The organism is Pseudomonas sp. MS15a(2019), from assembly GCF_013277805.1.
Taxonomy (GTDB): Bacteria; Pseudomonadota; Gammaproteobacteria; order Pseudomonadales; family Pseudomonadaceae; genus Chryseomonas; species Chryseomonas benzopyrenica.
In genome coordinates, this window is sequence record NZ_VBTN01000001.1 from 69,475 (window position 1) to 85,981 (window position 16,507).

At 63.2% G+C, this 16,507-nt stretch carries 16 protein-coding genes; 4 read left to right on the forward strand and 12 right to left on the reverse strand.

Going from position 1 to position 16,507, the window contains the following annotated elements:
* Positions 1–64: 64 nt before the first annotated feature.
* The 8 genes from FEZ61_RS00310 to FEZ61_RS00345 form a co-directional block, all read right to left on the reverse strand.
* Complete coding sequence (locus FEZ61_RS00310; RefSeq protein ID WP_173146706.1) at positions 65–1,540, reverse strand: mannitol dehydrogenase family protein; 1,476 nt, start codon at positions 1,538–1,540, stop codon at positions 65–67.
* Positions 1,541–1,604: 64 nt separating this feature from the next.
* Positions 1,605–2,702, reverse strand: coding sequence for a sn-glycerol-3-phosphate ABC transporter ATP-binding protein UgpC (gene ugpC / locus FEZ61_RS00315; protein WP_017638919.1), 1,098 nt, complete (start codon positions 2,700–2,702; stop codon positions 1,605–1,607).
* A 19-nt stretch (positions 2,703–2,721) separates the two neighbouring features.
* Positions 2,722–3,555, reverse strand: coding sequence for an ABC transporter permease subunit (locus FEZ61_RS00320; RefSeq protein ID WP_017638918.1), 834 nt, complete (start codon positions 3,553–3,555; stop codon positions 2,722–2,724).
* Positions 3,556–3,565: 10 nt separating this feature from the next.
* Positions 3,566–4,498 (reverse strand): sugar ABC transporter permease, encoded by a 933-nt coding sequence (locus tag FEZ61_RS00325; RefSeq protein ID WP_017638917.1) that lies wholly within the window; start codon positions 4,496–4,498, stop codon positions 3,566–3,568.
* A 122-nt stretch (positions 4,499–4,620) separates the two neighbouring features.
* Positions 4,621–5,946: a sugar ABC transporter substrate-binding protein gene (locus FEZ61_RS00330; RefSeq protein WP_026083592.1), complete on the reverse strand. Its 1,326-nt coding sequence runs from the start codon at positions 5,944–5,946 to the stop codon at positions 4,621–4,623.
* 216 nt (positions 5,947–6,162) lie between these two features.
* Positions 6,163–6,477, reverse strand: coding sequence for a hypothetical protein (locus FEZ61_RS00335; RefSeq protein ID WP_064306661.1), 315 nt, complete (start codon positions 6,475–6,477; stop codon positions 6,163–6,165).
* 143 nt (positions 6,478–6,620) lie between these two features.
* Positions 6,621–6,866 carry a hypothetical protein gene (locus FEZ61_RS00340; RefSeq protein ID WP_017638914.1) on the reverse strand — a complete coding sequence of 82 codons (246 nt, stop codon included), beginning with the start codon at positions 6,864–6,866 and terminating at the stop codon, positions 6,621–6,623.
* A gap of 152 nt (positions 6,867–7,018) precedes the next feature.
* Positions 7,019–7,459 carry a hypothetical protein gene (locus FEZ61_RS00345; RefSeq protein WP_017638913.1) on the reverse strand — a complete coding sequence of 147 codons (441 nt, stop codon included), beginning with the start codon at positions 7,457–7,459 and terminating at the stop codon, positions 7,019–7,021.
* A gap of 651 nt (positions 7,460–8,110) precedes the next feature.
* Between FEZ61_RS00345 and FEZ61_RS24315 the strand changes: the two genes are divergently transcribed.
* Complete coding sequence (locus FEZ61_RS24315) at positions 8,111–8,920, forward strand: inositol monophosphatase (RefSeq protein WP_242455081.1); 810 nt, start codon at positions 8,111–8,113, stop codon at positions 8,918–8,920.
* Positions 8,921–9,030: 110 nt separating this feature from the next.
* On the opposite strand, the gene FEZ61_RS00355 is transcribed toward FEZ61_RS24315, so the two are convergent.
* Entirely contained in the window at positions 9,031–9,597 is a 567-nt protein-coding gene (locus FEZ61_RS00355) for a histidine phosphatase family protein (RefSeq protein WP_173146710.1), read from the reverse strand.
* A 274-nt stretch (positions 9,598–9,871) separates the two neighbouring features.
* Here FEZ61_RS00355 and FEZ61_RS00360 point away from each other — a divergent pair, with 274 nt between their 5' ends.
* From FEZ61_RS00360 to FEZ61_RS00370, 3 genes are read left to right on the forward strand one after another with little or no spacing between them, the layout of a single operon-like run.
* A complete protein-coding gene (locus FEZ61_RS00360) occupies positions 9,872–10,321 on the forward strand; it encodes a FecR domain-containing protein (RefSeq protein ID WP_160922852.1) in 450 nt (149 codons plus the stop codon).
* The gene (locus FEZ61_RS00365; protein WP_173146712.1) at positions 10,318–10,950 is read left to right on the forward strand and encodes an OmpA family protein; all 633 of its coding nucleotides are present in this window, start codon (positions 10,318–10,320) and stop codon (positions 10,948–10,950) included. Before FEZ61_RS00360 ends, FEZ61_RS00365 begins: the two co-directional genes overlap by 4 nt.
* Before the next feature lie 10 nt (positions 10,951–10,960).
* Complete coding sequence (locus FEZ61_RS00370) at positions 10,961–12,958, forward strand: CHASE2 domain-containing protein (protein ID WP_236712161.1); 1,998 nt, start codon at positions 10,961–10,963, stop codon at positions 12,956–12,958.
* Between the two features lie 97 nt (positions 12,959–13,055).
* Here FEZ61_RS00370 and FEZ61_RS00375 read toward each other — a convergent pair whose 3' ends face one another.
* Genes FEZ61_RS00375 through FEZ61_RS00385 form a run of 3 tightly spaced genes read right to left on the reverse strand, consistent with a single transcriptional unit; the run spans position 13,056 to position 16,284 of the window.
* On the reverse strand, positions 13,056–14,639 hold the full coding sequence (locus FEZ61_RS00375; protein WP_173146714.1) for a M48 family metallopeptidase: 1,584 nt from the start codon (positions 14,637–14,639) through the stop codon (positions 13,056–13,058).
* A 2-nt stretch (positions 14,640–14,641) separates the two neighbouring features.
* Positions 14,642–15,001: a hypothetical protein gene (locus FEZ61_RS00380; protein WP_017638906.1), complete on the reverse strand. Its 360-nt coding sequence runs from the start codon at positions 14,999–15,001 to the stop codon at positions 14,642–14,644.
* Entirely contained in the window at positions 14,998–16,284 is a 1,287-nt protein-coding gene (locus FEZ61_RS00385; protein WP_017638905.1) for a CHASE2 domain-containing protein, read from the reverse strand. The genes FEZ61_RS00380 and FEZ61_RS00385 overlap by 4 nt, the downstream gene beginning before the upstream one ends.
* Positions 16,285–16,507 lie beyond the last annotated feature (223 nt).

The window sequence follows — 16,507 nt, forward strand, 5'->3', positions numbered from 1 at the left end:
GCCGCTCCTTGTTGTTAGGGCTTGTATGAACCATCGACGCTACCTAGGCAGCGTTTTGCCAAGGCTAGTCGCCGAGCAGGGTCTGCAAGGTGGCGCTGACCCCATGGGTCCGCAAGTTGTACAGCTGCCGCTCGAAGGCGGCAACGAAGGCGGCGGATTTCGGGATGTGCTTGCCGAAGATTTCCTCGGCGCCCAGCAGGCGCTCGGTGAGGTTCTTCTGATCCTGCACCAGCTCCTCGCAGTAGTTGGCCCGCGGATCGGGGATGCGATAGGTCGCCCCGCTCTCGTCCACGCCGCGCAGATAGACCGCCCAGGCGGCCACCACCAACGCCGCGCGATCCATGGCCTGGTCGTCTTCGATCAGCCGGTTGATGGTCGGCACGGTGAACTTGGGAAACTTCGAGGAGCCGTCGGAGCAGACCCGCTCCAGCTGGTCGGCGATCGCGCGATTGGAGAAGCGCTCGATCAGGGTGTCCTTGTACTGGTCGAGATCGATGCCGGGTACCGGGGCCAGCTGCGGGGTCACGTCCTCGTCCATGTAGGTGCGGATGTAGCGCACGAACAGCGGGTCGGCCATGGTCTCGTGGACGAAGCGATAGCCCTTGAGGAAGCCCAGGTAGGTGAGGGCCAGGTGGCTGCCGTTGAGCAGCTTGATCTTCATCTCCTCGTAGGGGGTGACGTCATCGGTGAACTGCACGCCGACGTCTTCCCAGGCCGGACGGCCGGCGACGAATTTGTCTTCCAGCACCCACTGCAGGAAGGGCTCGCAGACCACCGGCCAAGCATCCTCGACGCCGTGTTCGGCCAGCAGGGCCTCGCGATGGGCGGTGCTGGTCATGGGGGTGATGCGATCGACCATGGCGTTAGGGAAGCTGACGTGCTCGGCGATCCAGCCGTGCAGCTCTTCGTCTACCAGGCCGGCGTAGGCCAGCAGGGCCTTGCGGGTCACCTGGCCATTGTGCGGAAGGTTGTCGCAGGACATCACGGTGAAGGGGCCGGTGCCCTCGGCGCGGCGCTTGGCCAGGGCCGCCAGCAGGAAGCCGAAGACGCTGCGCGGATCGCCGGGATGCTGCAGGTCGTGCTGGATCAGCGGCAGTTTGAAGTTGAATTCGCCAGTGCTGTCATCCATGCAGTAGCCGCCCTCGGTGATGGTGAGGGAGACGATGCGGGTGCTGGGATGGGCCAGCTTGTCGATCAGCGTTTGGGTGCCGTCCTCTGCCAGCAGCATGCCGCTGATGGCGCCGACGACGCGGACCTCGGTGTCCGGCTCGTCGGCCAGCACCACCTGGGTATAGAGGTAGTCCTGTCCGGCCAGGGCGTCACGCATGGCGCGGTCCTCGGCGCGCAGGCCGACGCCGCAGATGCTCCAGTCCAGGTCGCGGCCCTGGTTGAGCAGGGCTTCGGTGTAGATGGCCTGGTGGGCGCGGTGGAAGCCGCCGACGCCGATGTGGACGATGCCCTGACGCAGCTGGCAGGCGGCGTAGGAGGGCTTGGCGATGTATGCGGGAAGCTGGTCGAGATTCTGGCGATTGAGTTTCATGAGAGGGATCCTGGCAGAAGGCGCTCCTGGTCATGGTCGGCCATGACCAGGAGAGAAGGGGAGATCAGGCGGCCTGGCGCAGCAGCGGCGCCACGGCGCGGCCCTGTTCGTCGAACAGGTGACAGAAGTCCACGTCCAGGGCCAGGCGCTGGCGTTCGCCGTAGGCCACGGCGCAGTCACCCGGCACGCGCACGGTCAGCGGCTCCTCGGCCTCGGTGACCATGTGGCAATAGGTGTCGCTGCCCAGGCGTTCGGCCACATCGCTGATTACCGGCAGCTGGCCGTCGGCGGCCAGGCGCAGGTGTTCCGGGCGAATGCCCAGGGTCACCGGACTGCCAACCGTCAGGCCGTCACCGCGCCGCGGCAGGTGCAGGCGCGGACCGGCGGCCAGCTCCACTTCCACGCCCTGGGCGTCGGTGGCCAGCACCTTGCCCTTGAGAAAGGCCATCTTCGGCGTGCCGAGGAAGCCGGCGACGAAGAGGTTGGCCGGATGGTGATAGAGCTCGAGGGGCGAGCCGACCTGCTCGACCCGCCCGCCATTCAGTACCACCACCTTGGTGGCGAGGGTCATGGCCTCTACCTGGTCGTGGGTCACGTAGATCATGGTGGCCTGCAGTTCCTGGTGCAGGCGTGCCAGCTCCAGGCGCATCTGCACGCGCAGGGCGGCGTCCAGGTTGGACAGGGGTTCGTCGAACAGGAAGATCTTTGGCTGGCGGACGATGGCGCGGCCGATGGCCACACGCTGGCGCTGGCCGCCGGAGAGCTGGCGCGGCTTGCGCTCCAGCAGGGGTGTCAGTTCGAGGATGCGGGCGGCATCGGTGACCTTGCGCTCCACTTCCTGCTTGTCGATCTTGGCCAGGTCCAGGGCGAAGGACAGATTCTTGCGCACGCTCATGTGCGGATAGAGGGCGTAGGTCTGGAACACCATGGCCAGGTCACGTTTGGCTGGCGAGACCTCGGTGATGTCGCGCCCGTCCAGTTCCAGGGTCCCGCTGCTGACCTCTTCCAGACCGGCGATGAGGCGCAGCAGGGTGGACTTGCCGCAACCCGAGGGACCGACGAAGACCACGAACTCACGGTCGTTGATGTCCAGGTCGACGCCCTTGATGATTTCCAGCGAGTCGAAGCCCTTGCGCAGGCTGCGGATTTTCAGATTGGCCATGACAGGAGTCCTCTTGTTCTTATTTCACCGCGCCGAACGACAGGCCGCGGACGAGTTGTTTCTGGCTGATCCAGCCAAAGATCAGGATGGGGGCACAGGCCAGCGTCGAGACGGCCGACAGCTTGGCCCAGAACAGTCCCTGGGGACTGGAGTAGGAGGCGATCAGCGCGGTCAGGGGGGCGGCATTGGACGACGTAAGATTTAACGACCAGAAGGCCTCGTTCCAGCACAGGATCAGCGACAGCAGCATGGTCGAGGCGATGCCGCCCTTGGCGATCGGCAGCAGCACCCGGACGATTTCCTGGTAGGTGGTGGCGCCATCCAGGCGCGCGGCCTCGAGGATGTCCTTGGGAATGTCCTTGAAATAGGTGTAGACCATCCAGACCACGATCGGCAGGTTGATCAGGGTGTAGACGGCGATCAGCAGCAGCCGGCTGTCGAGCAGTTCGAACTGCTTGGCCAGCAGGTAGATGGGTACCAGCACCCCGACCGCCGGCAGCATCTTGGTGGACAGCATCCACAAGAGCAGGCGCTGGGTGTGCTTGGTCTCGTGGAAGGCCATCGAGTAGGCCGCTGGTAGCGCCAACAGCAGGCTGAGCAGGGTGGCACCAAAGGAGATCACCACCGAGTTCAGCGCGAAGTGGAAGTAGTCGCTACGCGCCTGGATGGTCAGGTAGTTCTCCAGGGTGGGGATGAAGAAGAACTGCGGCGGCGTGGCGAAGGCGTCGATCTCGGTCTTGAAGCTGGTCAGTACCATCCAGAAGATCGGGAAGAACAGCAGCAGCGCCACCAGCCAGGCGAGCAGGCCCAGCAGCAGGCTCTGCAGGCGCCGGGATTGCTTGAGCGTCAGCATGTCAGGGTCCTCACTGTTGGGTCAGGTTCTTGCCAAGCATCCGCACCAGGATGATGGCGGCGATGTTGGCGATGATCACGGCGATCAGGCCACCGGCGGAGGCCAGGCCGACGTCGAACTGCAGCAGGGCCTGGTTGTAGATCAGGTAGGCCAGGTTGGTGGAGGCGAAGCCCGGACCGCCGCTGGTGGTGGTGTAGATCTCGGCGAACACCGACAGCAGGAAGATGGTTTCGATCATCACCACCACGGCGATGGGGCGCGCCAGGTGCGGCAGGGTCAGGTGCCAGAAGATGGCGAGCGGACCGGCACCGTCCAGGCGCGCGGCTTCCTTCTGCTCTTGGTCCAGCGACTGCATGGCGGTCATCAGGATGAGGATGGCGAAGGGCAGCCACTGCCAGGACACGATCAGGATGATCGACAGCAGCGGATGGGTGGCCAGCCAGTCCACCGGGGTGGCGCCGAACAGCTTCCAGACCGCCGCGAGGATGCCGGAGACCGGATGGAAGATCAGGTTCTTCCAGATCAGGGCGCTGACCGTGGGCATGATGAAGAAGGGTGAGATCAGCAGGACGCGGACGATGCCGCGGCCAAGGAACTCGCTGGCCTCCAGCAGCGCCGAGATCAGAACGCCGAAGACCACGCTGATCAGCAGCACGCTGCCCACCAGCAGCAAGGTATTGCTCATGCCGGGCCAGAAGCCGGCATCGGTGACGAAGTATTCGAAGTTCTCCAGGCCGACGAAGCCATGCTCGCCGGGATACAGCAGGTTGTAGCGGATCAGCGAGAACCAGATGGTCATGCCCAGGGGCACCAGCATCCACACCAGCAGCAAGGCCACCGAAGGACTGATCAGGAACCAGCCGGGACCGGCACGATGGCGTTGACGCCGGGCGGGTGCGGCAGGAGTTTCGACGGCAGGCGTCTTGAGGGTGGAGGTCTGCATGGCGATGCTCCGCAAGGCAGTGGGCCGTGACGAGGCACTGGCGTCTCGCGAGGCCAGTGGCGGATCAGGCAGGGAAAGCCGCTAGGCCGGGATCCGCGCGCGGCGGATCCCGGTATCCAGCGCTACTTGGGATAGCCGGCGCGCTTCATTTCCCGGGCGGTGGACTGCTGAGCCGCCTGCAGGGCCTGCTCGACCGACATCTGCCCGGTGAGGGCCGCAGCGAACAGCTTGCCCACCGAAGTGCCGATGGCCTGGAACTCGGGAATGGTCACGTACTGGATGCCCACATAGGGCACCGGCTTGGCCGAAGGGTGGGCCGGGTCGGCGTGCTGCAGCATGTCCAGGGAGACCTTGGCGAAGGGCGCCGCGTCCATGTAGGCCTGGCTGTAAGTGGACTTGCGGGTACCCGGCGGCACGTTGGCGATGCCGTCCTTGTCCGCGACCAGCTTGGCGTAGTCCTTGGAGGTGGCCCAGGTCACGAAGGTCTTGGCGGCATCCTTGTGCTTGGAGGAGGTTGGGATACCGAGGGACCAAGCGTACAGCCAGGAGGAGCCCTTGTCGGTGACCTCGCGCGGCGAGCCGGCGAAGCCGACGCTGTCGGCGACCTTGCTCTGGCTCTTGTCCATGGTGAAGGAGCCGGCGACGCTGGCATCGACCCAGATGGCGCACTTGCCGCTGTTGAACAGCGCCAGGTTTTCGTTGAAGCCGTTGCTGGAGGCGCCGGGCGGACCGTACTTCTTCATGTTGGTGACGTAGTAGTTGGCCGCCGCGGTCCATTCCGGACCGGTGAATTCCGGTTGCCACTTTTCATCGAACCAGCGCGCGCCGAAGGCGTTGGCCATGGTGGTGACCAGGGCCATGTTCTCGCCCCAGCCGGCCTTGCCTCTCAGGCAGAGACCGTACTGGTCCTTGTCCGGCTGATGCAGCTTGCCGGCGAACTCGGCGATCTGGGTCCAGGTGGGCTGGGCGGGCATGGTCAGGCCAGCCTGCTGGAACAGGTCCTTGCGGTAATAGGTGATGGAGCTTTCAGCGTAGAAGGGCAGCGCATAGAGGGCGCCCTTGACCGACAGGCCTTCGCGAACCGACGGGAAGAGGTCGTCCAGGTCGTAGTTGGCGGGCAGGTCCTTCATGGGCTCCAGCCAGTTCTGGGCGCCCCAGAGGCCGGTCTCGTACATGCCGATGGTCAGGACGTCGAACTGACCGCCCTGGGTGGCGATGTCGGTGGTCAGCCGCTGCCGCAGCACGTTTTCCTCCAGCACCACCCAGTTGAGTTTGATGTCGGGATGCTGTTCTTCGAAGGTCTTGGACAGCCGCTGCATGCGGATCATGTCACTGTTGTTGACGGTAGCGATGGTGACCGTTTCAGCGGCCTGAAGGGCCAGTGAAAAGGTCAGGCCTGCAGAGAGGGTGACAGCGGACAATAAAAGCGCTTTGGGTGTGGTTTTCATCTTGCACTCCGCGTCCTGTGCCAATGCAGCAGACGCTTTTCTTGTTGTTGTAACCCACTACGCGACCGGCTATTGCGGCCTTGGCAGCGGAAGCCTCGGACTGATTACAGCCCGTAGCCGCCTGGGAAACAAATGCTGGAAGACACCAAAATCGGTATTTTTTTGCACATCCCTTCCAGGCCGTGCGTTAACCTCCGGCAAGGGCGTCCGCTCTGCCTAGAGGCTTTCCGCCTTGACCTTGGTGATGCCGTCCTCGCGATAAAGCTGCAAGGTTCCGGGGGTAGATTCGATCACCCGTTCGTTTTCGATGAGGAAGGAATAGACCGGCGTCGCGCTACCCGGGGCGCGCAGGTTGCGATATTCGTAGACCACTAGGCGATCGAGCTGCGCGACTCGCTGCGGCGAGCCGAAACTCTGCCGGAGTTGCTCCTGGGTACGGCCGCCGAATTGCGAGGGGTCGGCCGGAGGAGAGGTAGGCGCCGAACTGCATGCCGACAGCGCGGCGAACAGGAGAAGGGACAGGCGTTTCATGACGGCTCCGCATGCAGGTCGAAAGGGCAGACGGGGTGAGCTGCCCATAGAACCAGACGGACCTGGAAAACGGCGATTCATTCCCTGGGCGGGATTAAAAAGCATACGAATTGGAAGCCATCCGTCGACATCAATCGAACGGCCTAGAATACCCAGCGCTGTTCTTGAACAAAGGTCTGACGTTCGTTCAGCCAGCGGGCGCTATTGATTGGCTGTCGAGTGTCACGGGGCTGGGCGTCGGCTCTGCTAGGGAGAACCTCGGTACTTGCGGCGGGAGCCTTGAGCGTAAGATCCGCCAGCTTGAGCGGCGGTACGGCGGGAAGGGTGGCAGCCTGGGCGTGAAGGGCTGCAAAGGTCGCAATGACACTGGCCAGAATACGAATTCCCATTCCTTGGGTCTCCTGGTAGATCCGAAGCGCGAATCTACCATTACCCTGCCTATTTGGTTCCTTCTTAGTCTGACGTTACTGCGTAACTGTGATCCCGTTCGTCATCCTGAGTACCGGTCGGTCACACCACCGACAACCGGATGCCGAACCGTTCAGTCAACCGATAGCAGCTCGCGGTGCTTGGCTGCCAGATAGGCGAAGAGCGGCGGGCAATCCGAGACCAGGCTGACCAAGGTCTGGCTGGCAGCGGGCTCTTGTCGCAACAGGACTTTTTCACCACGCGCATTGAGGTAGAGGGTGTATTCGGGCGTACTGGACTGGGCCATGAACCCCTCACCCATGAGCGCGCTACCCAGGGCCATCCGCTGCGGCAGGTCGCAGCTGCCTTGCCACTGGAAGGCACGGATGCCGAGGTTTTCCAGGGTTTCGGCGATGGGACAGTCGATCATCAGTGGCGGATGATCGAAGAGTGGGAATTCGCTCGACAACAGCTCCAGATGGCGCTCCAGACACTCGAAGTGCTTTCTGGGAATCAGTCGGCGCAACTGCTGCAACTGACCATTGCCGTGGAATAGCGAAGTTTGTGCGGTCATGGCGTCCTCCCGGTACATCGAGCGCTTGAATGTTCTGACCGGCTGCTGGCGGATTTGGTGCGGTCCGCTTCCACATTTCGCCGTATCGACTGCCAATACCCGACAGCCTGCGGCTTGCAGATGACATGGTGGTGACCGCCTGGTACTGGTAGAGCTTAAAGAGTAAGGACGGCGTCAATAAGGATTAGTCATATGTTCTATCGCTTTCCTCCTGGCACCTTAGGTAGCGCCAGTCTCGCCTATCAACGACCTTATCCAAATCCGCTGGCAGTTGCAGGCGGCGATATCGTTCAGCCGGTAATCGATGGCTCGCAAGAGATCACGGATATGCTGGGCTGGACATGGTGCAAAGCTGTGGATGGTCGTTCTGGTTGGGTGCCCAACGCCTGGTGCCAGCCTTGCGCCGATGGCTGGCAACTCAAGCGGGATTTCGCGGCCTTGGAATTGAATGTCCGCGAGGGCGATCAATTGAGATTGCATTACAGTGAGAGCGGATTTGTATTCTGTACCACTATGATTGGAGACACGGGTTGGTTGCCGGACGCCGTAATTCTGCTTGAGGACGATGACCTGGTGCCGTCCCGTATGGAGGATTTGCATCCTGGTTCCGAGCTGGCACCCTGGCGCTTTTCAACTGCTCCAGGAGTCTTCATGGTCAACATTGCCCCCGCCATCGCCGAACGCTACCGCGCCGTCCAGGAGATCGCCCGGGAAGCGGCGCAACTCGGCCTTGACTTCTATCACCGGCGCGGCGCGCTGCAGGTGGACCACAAGGGCAGCGACCTGCAGGACGTGGTGAGCATCGCCGACAAGACGCTGGAGGAGCTCATCCGCCAACGCCTGAGCGAGCGCTTTCCGGAGGATGGCCTGCTGGGCGAGGAGGGCGGTGCAACCGATCTGGCTGCCCCCTATCTCTGGGTCATAGATCCCATCGACGGCACCGCGCCCTTTCTCAATGGACTGCACAATTGGTGCGTGTCCATCGGCCTGATGCACGAGGGGGAGCCCTTGCTCGGCGCGATCATGGATCCGAATCACGACGAACTCTTCTATGGCCTGCGGGGGCATGGCGCCTTCGTCAACGATCAGCCACTGCGTGTCCATCCCGCCACCGAGATCCGCCAGGGCTTGACCGGCCTGGGTACCACCCACAGACGTGGCAAGGAAAACTTCCTGCCCTTCGTGACCGGTCTGCTGGCCGAAGGCGGGCAGTTCTTTCGCAATGGCTCGGGCGCCCTGATGACCGCCTACGTCGCCGCCGGCCGGCTGATCGGCTATTACGAGACCCTGATCCATGGCTGGGACTGCCTGGCGGGCCTGGTCCTGATCCAGGAGGCGGGCGGCCGCCACAACGCCTTCCTGCGTAACGAGGGCCTGGTCAATGGCAATCCCCTGCTGGTGGCAGCGCCAGGGGTCTACGACCAGCTCGCCGCATTGGTAGGGCCTTCGCTGGACAAGTGAGCGGGCAGTTCCGGCGGAACGAAGAGGCAAGAGGGCAGGTTGCCTGGCTATTACCGGTCACCTTGCCGCCGTCGGACGTGGCCGGTGTGACCGAAGCCAGGCGCCGCGTCCTAGCGCTGCTCTTTGCGATAGAGGCTCGGCTTCCAGTAGTCCTTCAGCAGCAGATGCAGCGGACCGTGCCAGCCGCGCTTGCGCAGTTGCCAGGCGATCAGGACGTTCATGATGCCGTGTCCTAGCAACAGCACCGAGCCGTGGCGCTCGGCCAGTTCGATGAGTCGATCGGCCGCCTGGCCAGCGCGCACCGAAGAGCTGCCGATGGATTCGGTATGGGCGGCGAAGCCCAGGAACCAGGCGGATCTGAACAGCAGGCGCCAGGCCTTGACCGGCAGCCGCGGCGCATCGAGTTCCAGATAAGGCAGGTGCGCTTCGGCATAGACCTCATCGACCGGGCTGTCCGTGCGCCCCATCAGGTATTCCAGCGAGCGTACGCAACGTCCCAGGGGGCTGCTCACCACATAGCCCGCCTCCTGCGCCAGCCGCCGTGTTTCCGCAGGCTCCTGGCCTGCCGGCACCGGCGCCTCCTGGTAGCGCGCGACCCAGTCCTTCATCTCCCGCGGGGTGCAGCGAGCCTTACTGGAAAGATCGGGTTTGCCGTGACGGACCAGAATGATGTGCATGGAGGGCGACCTGGGAAAGATGGTCACTAGACCGCAGTTATCAGCGTTCGTCTCGCACTGTCCCGTCCCGTAACGGTGATATCAAATTGCCACTTGTGCTGCTGGCTATGCCGCCTGGCTTGTTTATCTGGTAGAAGGTGATTGGGTTCACGAGCCTAGTGCCTGGCTCGCTGGGTAGCAGGCTGCTTCGGGAAGTTGCCTGGGCGCCTGCTGCAACCCGCGTTGCCTAGTCAGAGACCGTCCAAGCACGTCGTCCATCCAAGGACAGGAAAGCATGAAAAGAATACTGTGCGCGTTGGCGCTGCTCGGTGTCCAGGTGCTGGGATCACCATTGGTGACTGCCGCGGAAGAGTCCCACGTCGCGCTGATCAAGAGCGTGTCGGGCAGCGTCAAGGTGTTGCGTCAGACGACGACCTTCCAGGCCCAGGCCGGCACCACCCTGCAGGTGGCCGATCGCTTGCAGGCGGGCCCGGAATCCACCGCGGCCATCGTCTTTCTCGACGGTACCCTGCTCACCCTGGGCAACGACGCCGATGTGCAGCTGCGCGATTACCTGTTTGAACCCAAGAGCAGCCGTTATGGCTTCTCGGTCTACCTCACCAAAGGCGCGGCTATCTACTCGTCCGGCAAGATCGGCAAGGTCTCGCCCGACTCGGTGAAGATCGAGACGCCTTCCGCCACTATCGGCGTGCGTGGCACCCGCTTCCTGGTCCAGGCCCAATGAGCGCCGTGATCGCTGCCTCGTCCCAGGGTCGCCTGCTGCTAGGTATCCTGCTGTCGGCGCTGGTGCTGGGCGGCTGTGCCAGCCCTCCGCTGCCCCAGACCAGGGTCACCCTGATGCCCGACGAGGATGGGCACGTCGGTGCCGTCTCCGTCACCAGCTCCGCCGGGCGCCAGGCAATCGACCAGGGCTTTGCCGAGGTTACGGTAGCCGGACCGAATCAGGCGCCGACTGCCGCGCAGTCAGTGGCCCAGCCGCTCTTCGAGCAGCAGCACCGCCAGGTGCTGGCGGCCCAGCCCTCGCCGCCAAAGACCTTCGTGCTCAACTTCCGGTCCGACAGTATGGAGCTGACACCTCAATCCAAAGCGCTGCTACCAGAGGTGCTGGACGCTGCGCGCCAGCGCATGCCTACCGAGATTTCGGTATTCGGCCACGCGGATGCGTCGGGTACGCCTTCCTACAATCTCGACCTCTCGGGGCAGCGCGCCCGCAAGGTGGCCGGTCTGCTGCAGCGGCTCGATCCCAAACTGCGTATCAACGTCGAGTTCTTCGGCGACACGGTGCCACTGGTGCCGTCTCGTCCGGGAAAGTCGGAGCCGCGCAATCGCCGTGCCGAAGTCCTGATTCTCTAGGGTCTGGTGCATGAAATCCGTCACCCACCCGTTGCGTCGTCGCGCGCCCTGGATGTTCCTGGTCAGTCTGGGGCTGTCGCTGGCCTTTGGCTTCGCCGCCTTGCTGCAATGGACGCCACTGCAGTATCTCGACCGCCTCGCCTACGATCAGCTGAGTCGCTTTTCGGCCAGCGACGAGGAGGCGACCGGGGTACAGGTGGTCAGCATCGACGAAGCCAGCCTGGCGGCACTGGGCCAGTGGCCCTGGCCCCGCTATCGGGTAGCCGAGCTGCTCTCCCGCATCGCCGAAGCCGAGCCCGCCGCGATCGCCATCGACGTCTTGTTCAGCGAGCCGGACCGCACCTCGCTCAAGGCGTTGCAGCAGAGCTTCAAAGACGACTTCGGCATCGACCTGAGCTTTTCCGGCGTGCCTGCGGAGTTGCAGGACAACGACGGCTATCTTGGCTACGTCATGGGACAGACGGGGGCCATCGCCGCCCGCTTCTTCTTCCTCGATCTGCACCAGCCCGCTTCCAGCGGCCTACGGCCCGGGATTGGCTTCAGCGGTGCCCTCGACGCCCTGGCGCTGCCCGAGGCTACTGGCGCGCTGGACAACGTAGCCCCCATCGCCAGCCAGACGCGCTTTAGCGGCTTCATCAACAGCCAGCGTGACAGCGATGGCATCCTCAGGCGCACCCCCCTGCTGCTCAGTCACCAGGGCATCATCCATCCCAGTCTGGCCCTGGCCGCCACCATGCGCGCCCTGGGGCTGGCCGAGGGCGTGGTGGAGACCAGCGTCACCGGACCGGTGCTGCGGCTTGGCGATCACCGTCTGCCGCTCGACAGTCGAGGCCAGGCGCTGCTGCACCTGCACAGCACTGCCGAGCATTATCCAGAGGTCTCGGCGCTGGCGGTGCTCAGCGGCGCGGTGGCGCCCGCCAGACTCAAGGACAAGGTGGTCTTCGTCGGCGTATCTGCCGCGGGCTTCAATGATCTGCACACGACGGCCCTGGGCCAGACCTTTTCCGGCGTCAGGCTGCAGGCCGCCCTGACCCAGGACCTGCTGGACGACGCCTTGGTGCGGGTCCCCCAGTTCGCTGGAGTACTGCAACTGGCGTTGTGCCTGATCGGCGGCCTGTTGTTATCCGCCGGGTTTTTCTACAACCACAATCAGCGCCGCCTCGCCCTGTTGGCGGCAGCGTTGATCGTCCTGCCACAGCTGCTGGGCATCTGGCTGTTCGTGCGCTACGACGTCTTCCTGCCCCTGGCCGCACCCCTGCTGCTGGTGGCGATGCTTTCGGGCCTGGCGTTGGTCACCCGGATCATCCTGGCGCGCCAGTACGAAGAGCGCTGGCGCCGGCAACTGGAACGCTCACGCCAGGTCACCATCGAGTCGATGGCCGCGGTGGCCGAGACCCGGGATCCCGAGACCGGTGCCCATATCAAGCGCACCCAACACTATGTCCGTGCCATCGCCGAGCAGATGAGACGCACCGGTCAGGCGGCGGACCTGCTGACGCCGGACTATATCCAGCTGCTGTTCCTGTCCGCGCCGCTGCATGACATCGGCAAGGTCGGGGTGCCGGATGCCATCCTGCTCAAGCCCGGGCGGCTGACGCCCGAGGAAATGCAGGTGATGCAGCGGCACGCCGAATTCGGTCGCCAGATCATCCTCAGCACCGCCAGCCATCTGGAGGATGACAACTTCCTCGCCCTGGCCGCCGAGATCGCCAGTACCCACCACGAGAAATGGGACGGCAGCGGCTATCCCAACAGGCTGTCCGGTACAGACATTCCCTTGGCCGGGCGAATCATGGCTGTGGCCGACATCTACGATGCGCTGATCAGTCGTCGCTGCTACAAGGAGCCTTTCAGCCACGAAGACTCGCTGCAGATGATGCGCGAGATGCGTGGCAGCACCTTCGATCCCCAGGTGCTAGATGCCTTCCTGGCCATCGAGCCGCAGATCCTGACCATCGCCCAGCATTTTCGCGATGAAGGGGCGGGGGGAAGTCGGCGCCTGGTCTGAACGGGTGCGGCACCGACCGGACGGCGGTCCTGTACAGGGTGTTCGGATGCCGAATCGGAGATGCCCCATGGTCAGGAAGCGTCCCTCGCGTAACGGATCAAGCCTTCAGCCCTGGCACCAACTTCACGCAATTGGCCTTGACGCTGGGATAGGTCAGGCATTTCTTACCCAGCCGCTGCTGGGCGGGCTGGTCCTTGAGTTGTCGCGCAACATGGATCTTCTGCACGATGAACATTTCTTCGGAGCCGAAGTTCTGCTCGCCTTGATCGATCAAGGCGAGCGCACCCTGGGGATCGCCATTGTTCAGGCGTGCGGAAATCGCCAGCTCGTAAAGCTCCGGACTCGCCAGGCGCCAGTTCTCGATGGCCTGCAGGGTTGCCGCCGCCTGCTGCCGATTACCCTGGGCCAGGTGAAGATTGAAGGCTGCACGGCGGATGCCGGGTTGGTTGGCTACCGGTGATGACAGGGCACGTTCGACCAGGGCTTGAGCACCTCGCAGATCCTTGCGCTCCAGGGCCACATTGGCGCCATAGGCATCACGGTAGGCACTGAGTGCGGCCCGTACCCGAGGATCCTCACGCAGGTGCGACCAGCGCGAGCGCTCCACCTGGGCGCGCCGCTCGCCCTGATACTCCCGCTGCAGGTACTGGCGCAGGTCCTTATCACGTTGCATGGGCGACATGTGCGAGCGCTGCAGGTAGTCACTGGCTGTGGTAATGCTCACCAGCATGCCTTGATTGAGGAATGTCTGAGCTTCCTTGAACACTCCATTGACATCCAGCTTGGTAACCGCCGCCGTGAGGCCCAGCTGGCGTTCCTGAAGAAAGGTGGCCATCAGCGGGGTCTGCTTGCCCTGGTAGTCGTCCAGGCGTTGCAGGCTGTGGCTGGCGGCCCGCGGTGCATAGCCAGCACGGATCAGCAGGTCGACGCCGAGCAGATCTGCCTGATCCTCCTGGACGCGGCCCCAGGCCGTGTTCCAGACATTGTCGGAAAAGCTGTTGATCAAGGCGCTGTAGAGGAGGGTACGGTTGATGATCTTGCCGGTTTCAGCGGGATTCTTCTGGTTGAAGCGGACCTGATCGCCAGCGCGATCCATGCGGGTGTCGGCCACTGTCGCACCCAATATCGCCAAGGTCGCCATGCGAGTGACGTTCTCTTTCTGCTGGATGAACGCCTTACGGCGATCATGGTGCCGCAGCAGAACGTGGCTCATTTCATGAGCCAGCATGGCGGCGATTTCATCTTCGCTGGCGACGTTTTCCAACATCCCCAGGGGCACGAAGATGTTGCCGTAGGGATCGGCCGAAGGGCCGAAGGCGTAACTGTCGACCAGGCCGATCTTGAGGGGTGGCATCTCACCCGGCCAGCCCCGCCCGAGTTTTTGCACGATGCCATCCAGATACTCCTGTAGCGGAGCAATGGCGACGAGGTTCTGCTGGCGCACCTCATTGGCTGGAAGACTGCGGCCATCGTAGCTGAGGCGCAGGTTTTCGACGTGCCGGGCATCGAGCGTGCGGTGGGCTCGCACATCCGGTTGATCCAGATAGTGGCCGTCGAAGGTGGCATACGTATGCTTTCCTGACAGATTGGCCAGGGCATCGGGCGCCCCGGTGAGCGTCCCACATCCGCTCAGCACGAGGCAGCCAAAGAGCAGCGGTAGGACAGCGCGGGCGGTGTTCATCGCTACTCCTTGGCGCAGCCGGCGCCGTAGCCCAAGGTGGCCCCACTGCTGCGGTCGGCCGTGCCACTGGCCAGCTTGGCGCACGGCATCTTTACCTCTGCGCCCTGGTTCAGGCGCACGTCCATCCGGTCCAGCCAGACTCGCCGGCCATCCAGTTGTACCTCCACTAGATCCAGTTCGTTGGTAGACAAGACCGGCAGCGGCAGCTGGGGCAGGCGATCCCGAGACAGGCTACCCAAGGGTTTGCCGAGTGGGTCGAGCAGGCTCAAGGGGTCGCTCTCGATCGCCACGACCGTGAGGGGAGCGGCCTGAAGCTCAAGCGATACCACGAGAATTGCGCTGGTGAGCCACGCTTTGATCATGATTGTTCTCCTTGCCGGATGTGATCTCGGGTCTCCGCCCGAGCTTCTAGGTGATTGCGAAAAAGGGTGAGGCTGAGCAGTCCCAGACCGACCACGTTGAGCGGCGTCAGGCTCAGCAAGTAGCAGACGGCCATGGCGGCCAACAGGAGGATTACCAGCACCGTTCTCAGGTAGAGCCTAGTGAACCAACCTTGCTCGCGAACCAGGACAATGGCGAGGATGGCAGCTGCAAACACCAGGCTGACGATACTGATGACATCCAGTGAGGTGTCGCCCAGGCTTGGCGGGTCTCGGTAATAGTCGGCCTGTAAGGTAATGAGATTGTCCAAGGCCATGGCGTGCTGATAGACCGCCGGAATCTGTCCGTGAACCGGTGAATGGATTCGATCCGCCGCTCCTGTGATGTCGGCACCCACCAGAACCAGGCGCCCTTGTAATACGCTGCGCAGCAGCGCCCGCTCTTCGGGCAGGGTCGTTTCCAGTTCCGCTGCATTCAGGGTGAGGGTATAGGGGCAGGGCAGGGTCGCGGGAGTGGAGAAGCGCCAGAACAACGCCGTCAGCACCATCTGGAAGGTCTCCGCCAGGGCACTGGAGCGCAGTTGGCAATGCTGGCTGTTGCTGAGCAAAGGCTGCTGGCTAGCCGTATGCAGTCCCCATTGCACGGCGATGGGAGGCGCGTCCGCTGCCATCTCACGCGGCTCGCAAGTCTGGCGTTGACAGTATTCCTGATAGAGCGCTTGGGCAGGAGTAGGCAGCGGCTGACCGTCGCTGCCGGTTACGGTGAGGGGATAGCGGTCCCCCTGGTCATCCCATTGGATGATGGCCGGCTTCGTCACCTTCGCCAGCTCAGACAGGGTATCCGCCTGATTCGTCTGCGGGAGCGTCTGCCCGGTGCTGGCGAGTAACACTGGAATGTCCTGCTGGGCATAGCGGGCGAAGACGTTGGCTAGTACCTGCGGCGTCTCGTTCGCCCGGGAGTGATCATGGCTATACAGCAGGTCGACGAATACCGCCTGGGGCCGATAATGCAGCAGCCGCGCCAACACCTTGGCCTGTTCCTGATAAGGCAGAGGCCAATGCAGATCGTGCCGAAGCAGAAAGGCATCGTCCAGCAACAGCAAAACGATCTGTTGCTGGCCGCGATCGGAGTAGAAGGCCGACAGCAGTCGATTGAAGAATTGTTCGCTGGCCTTGTCCGTGGCGCTGGACAAGCCCAAGGGATCACAGGCCAGGATCAGCAGCCCTAGTACGCCTAGCAGCAGCCCACGACGCAGACGGGTCATGGACCTTGGTGGCATTCCTTGGCACATCAAAACGTTCCTTGTTTCAAGCGAGAGCAACTCTGCGGCAATGGAGGGCTTTTTGCAAATTGCGTCACGTTTTTCGTCTGGGAGTAGCTTGCCCGCTCTCTTGTCTTTGCTCCAGCCCTGGTACCCATGTTCCGCCAGTGTATTGGATGCAATGGATCAGGCAGCTTTTGCCTGAAGTGCACCCAGCTCCTGCAAC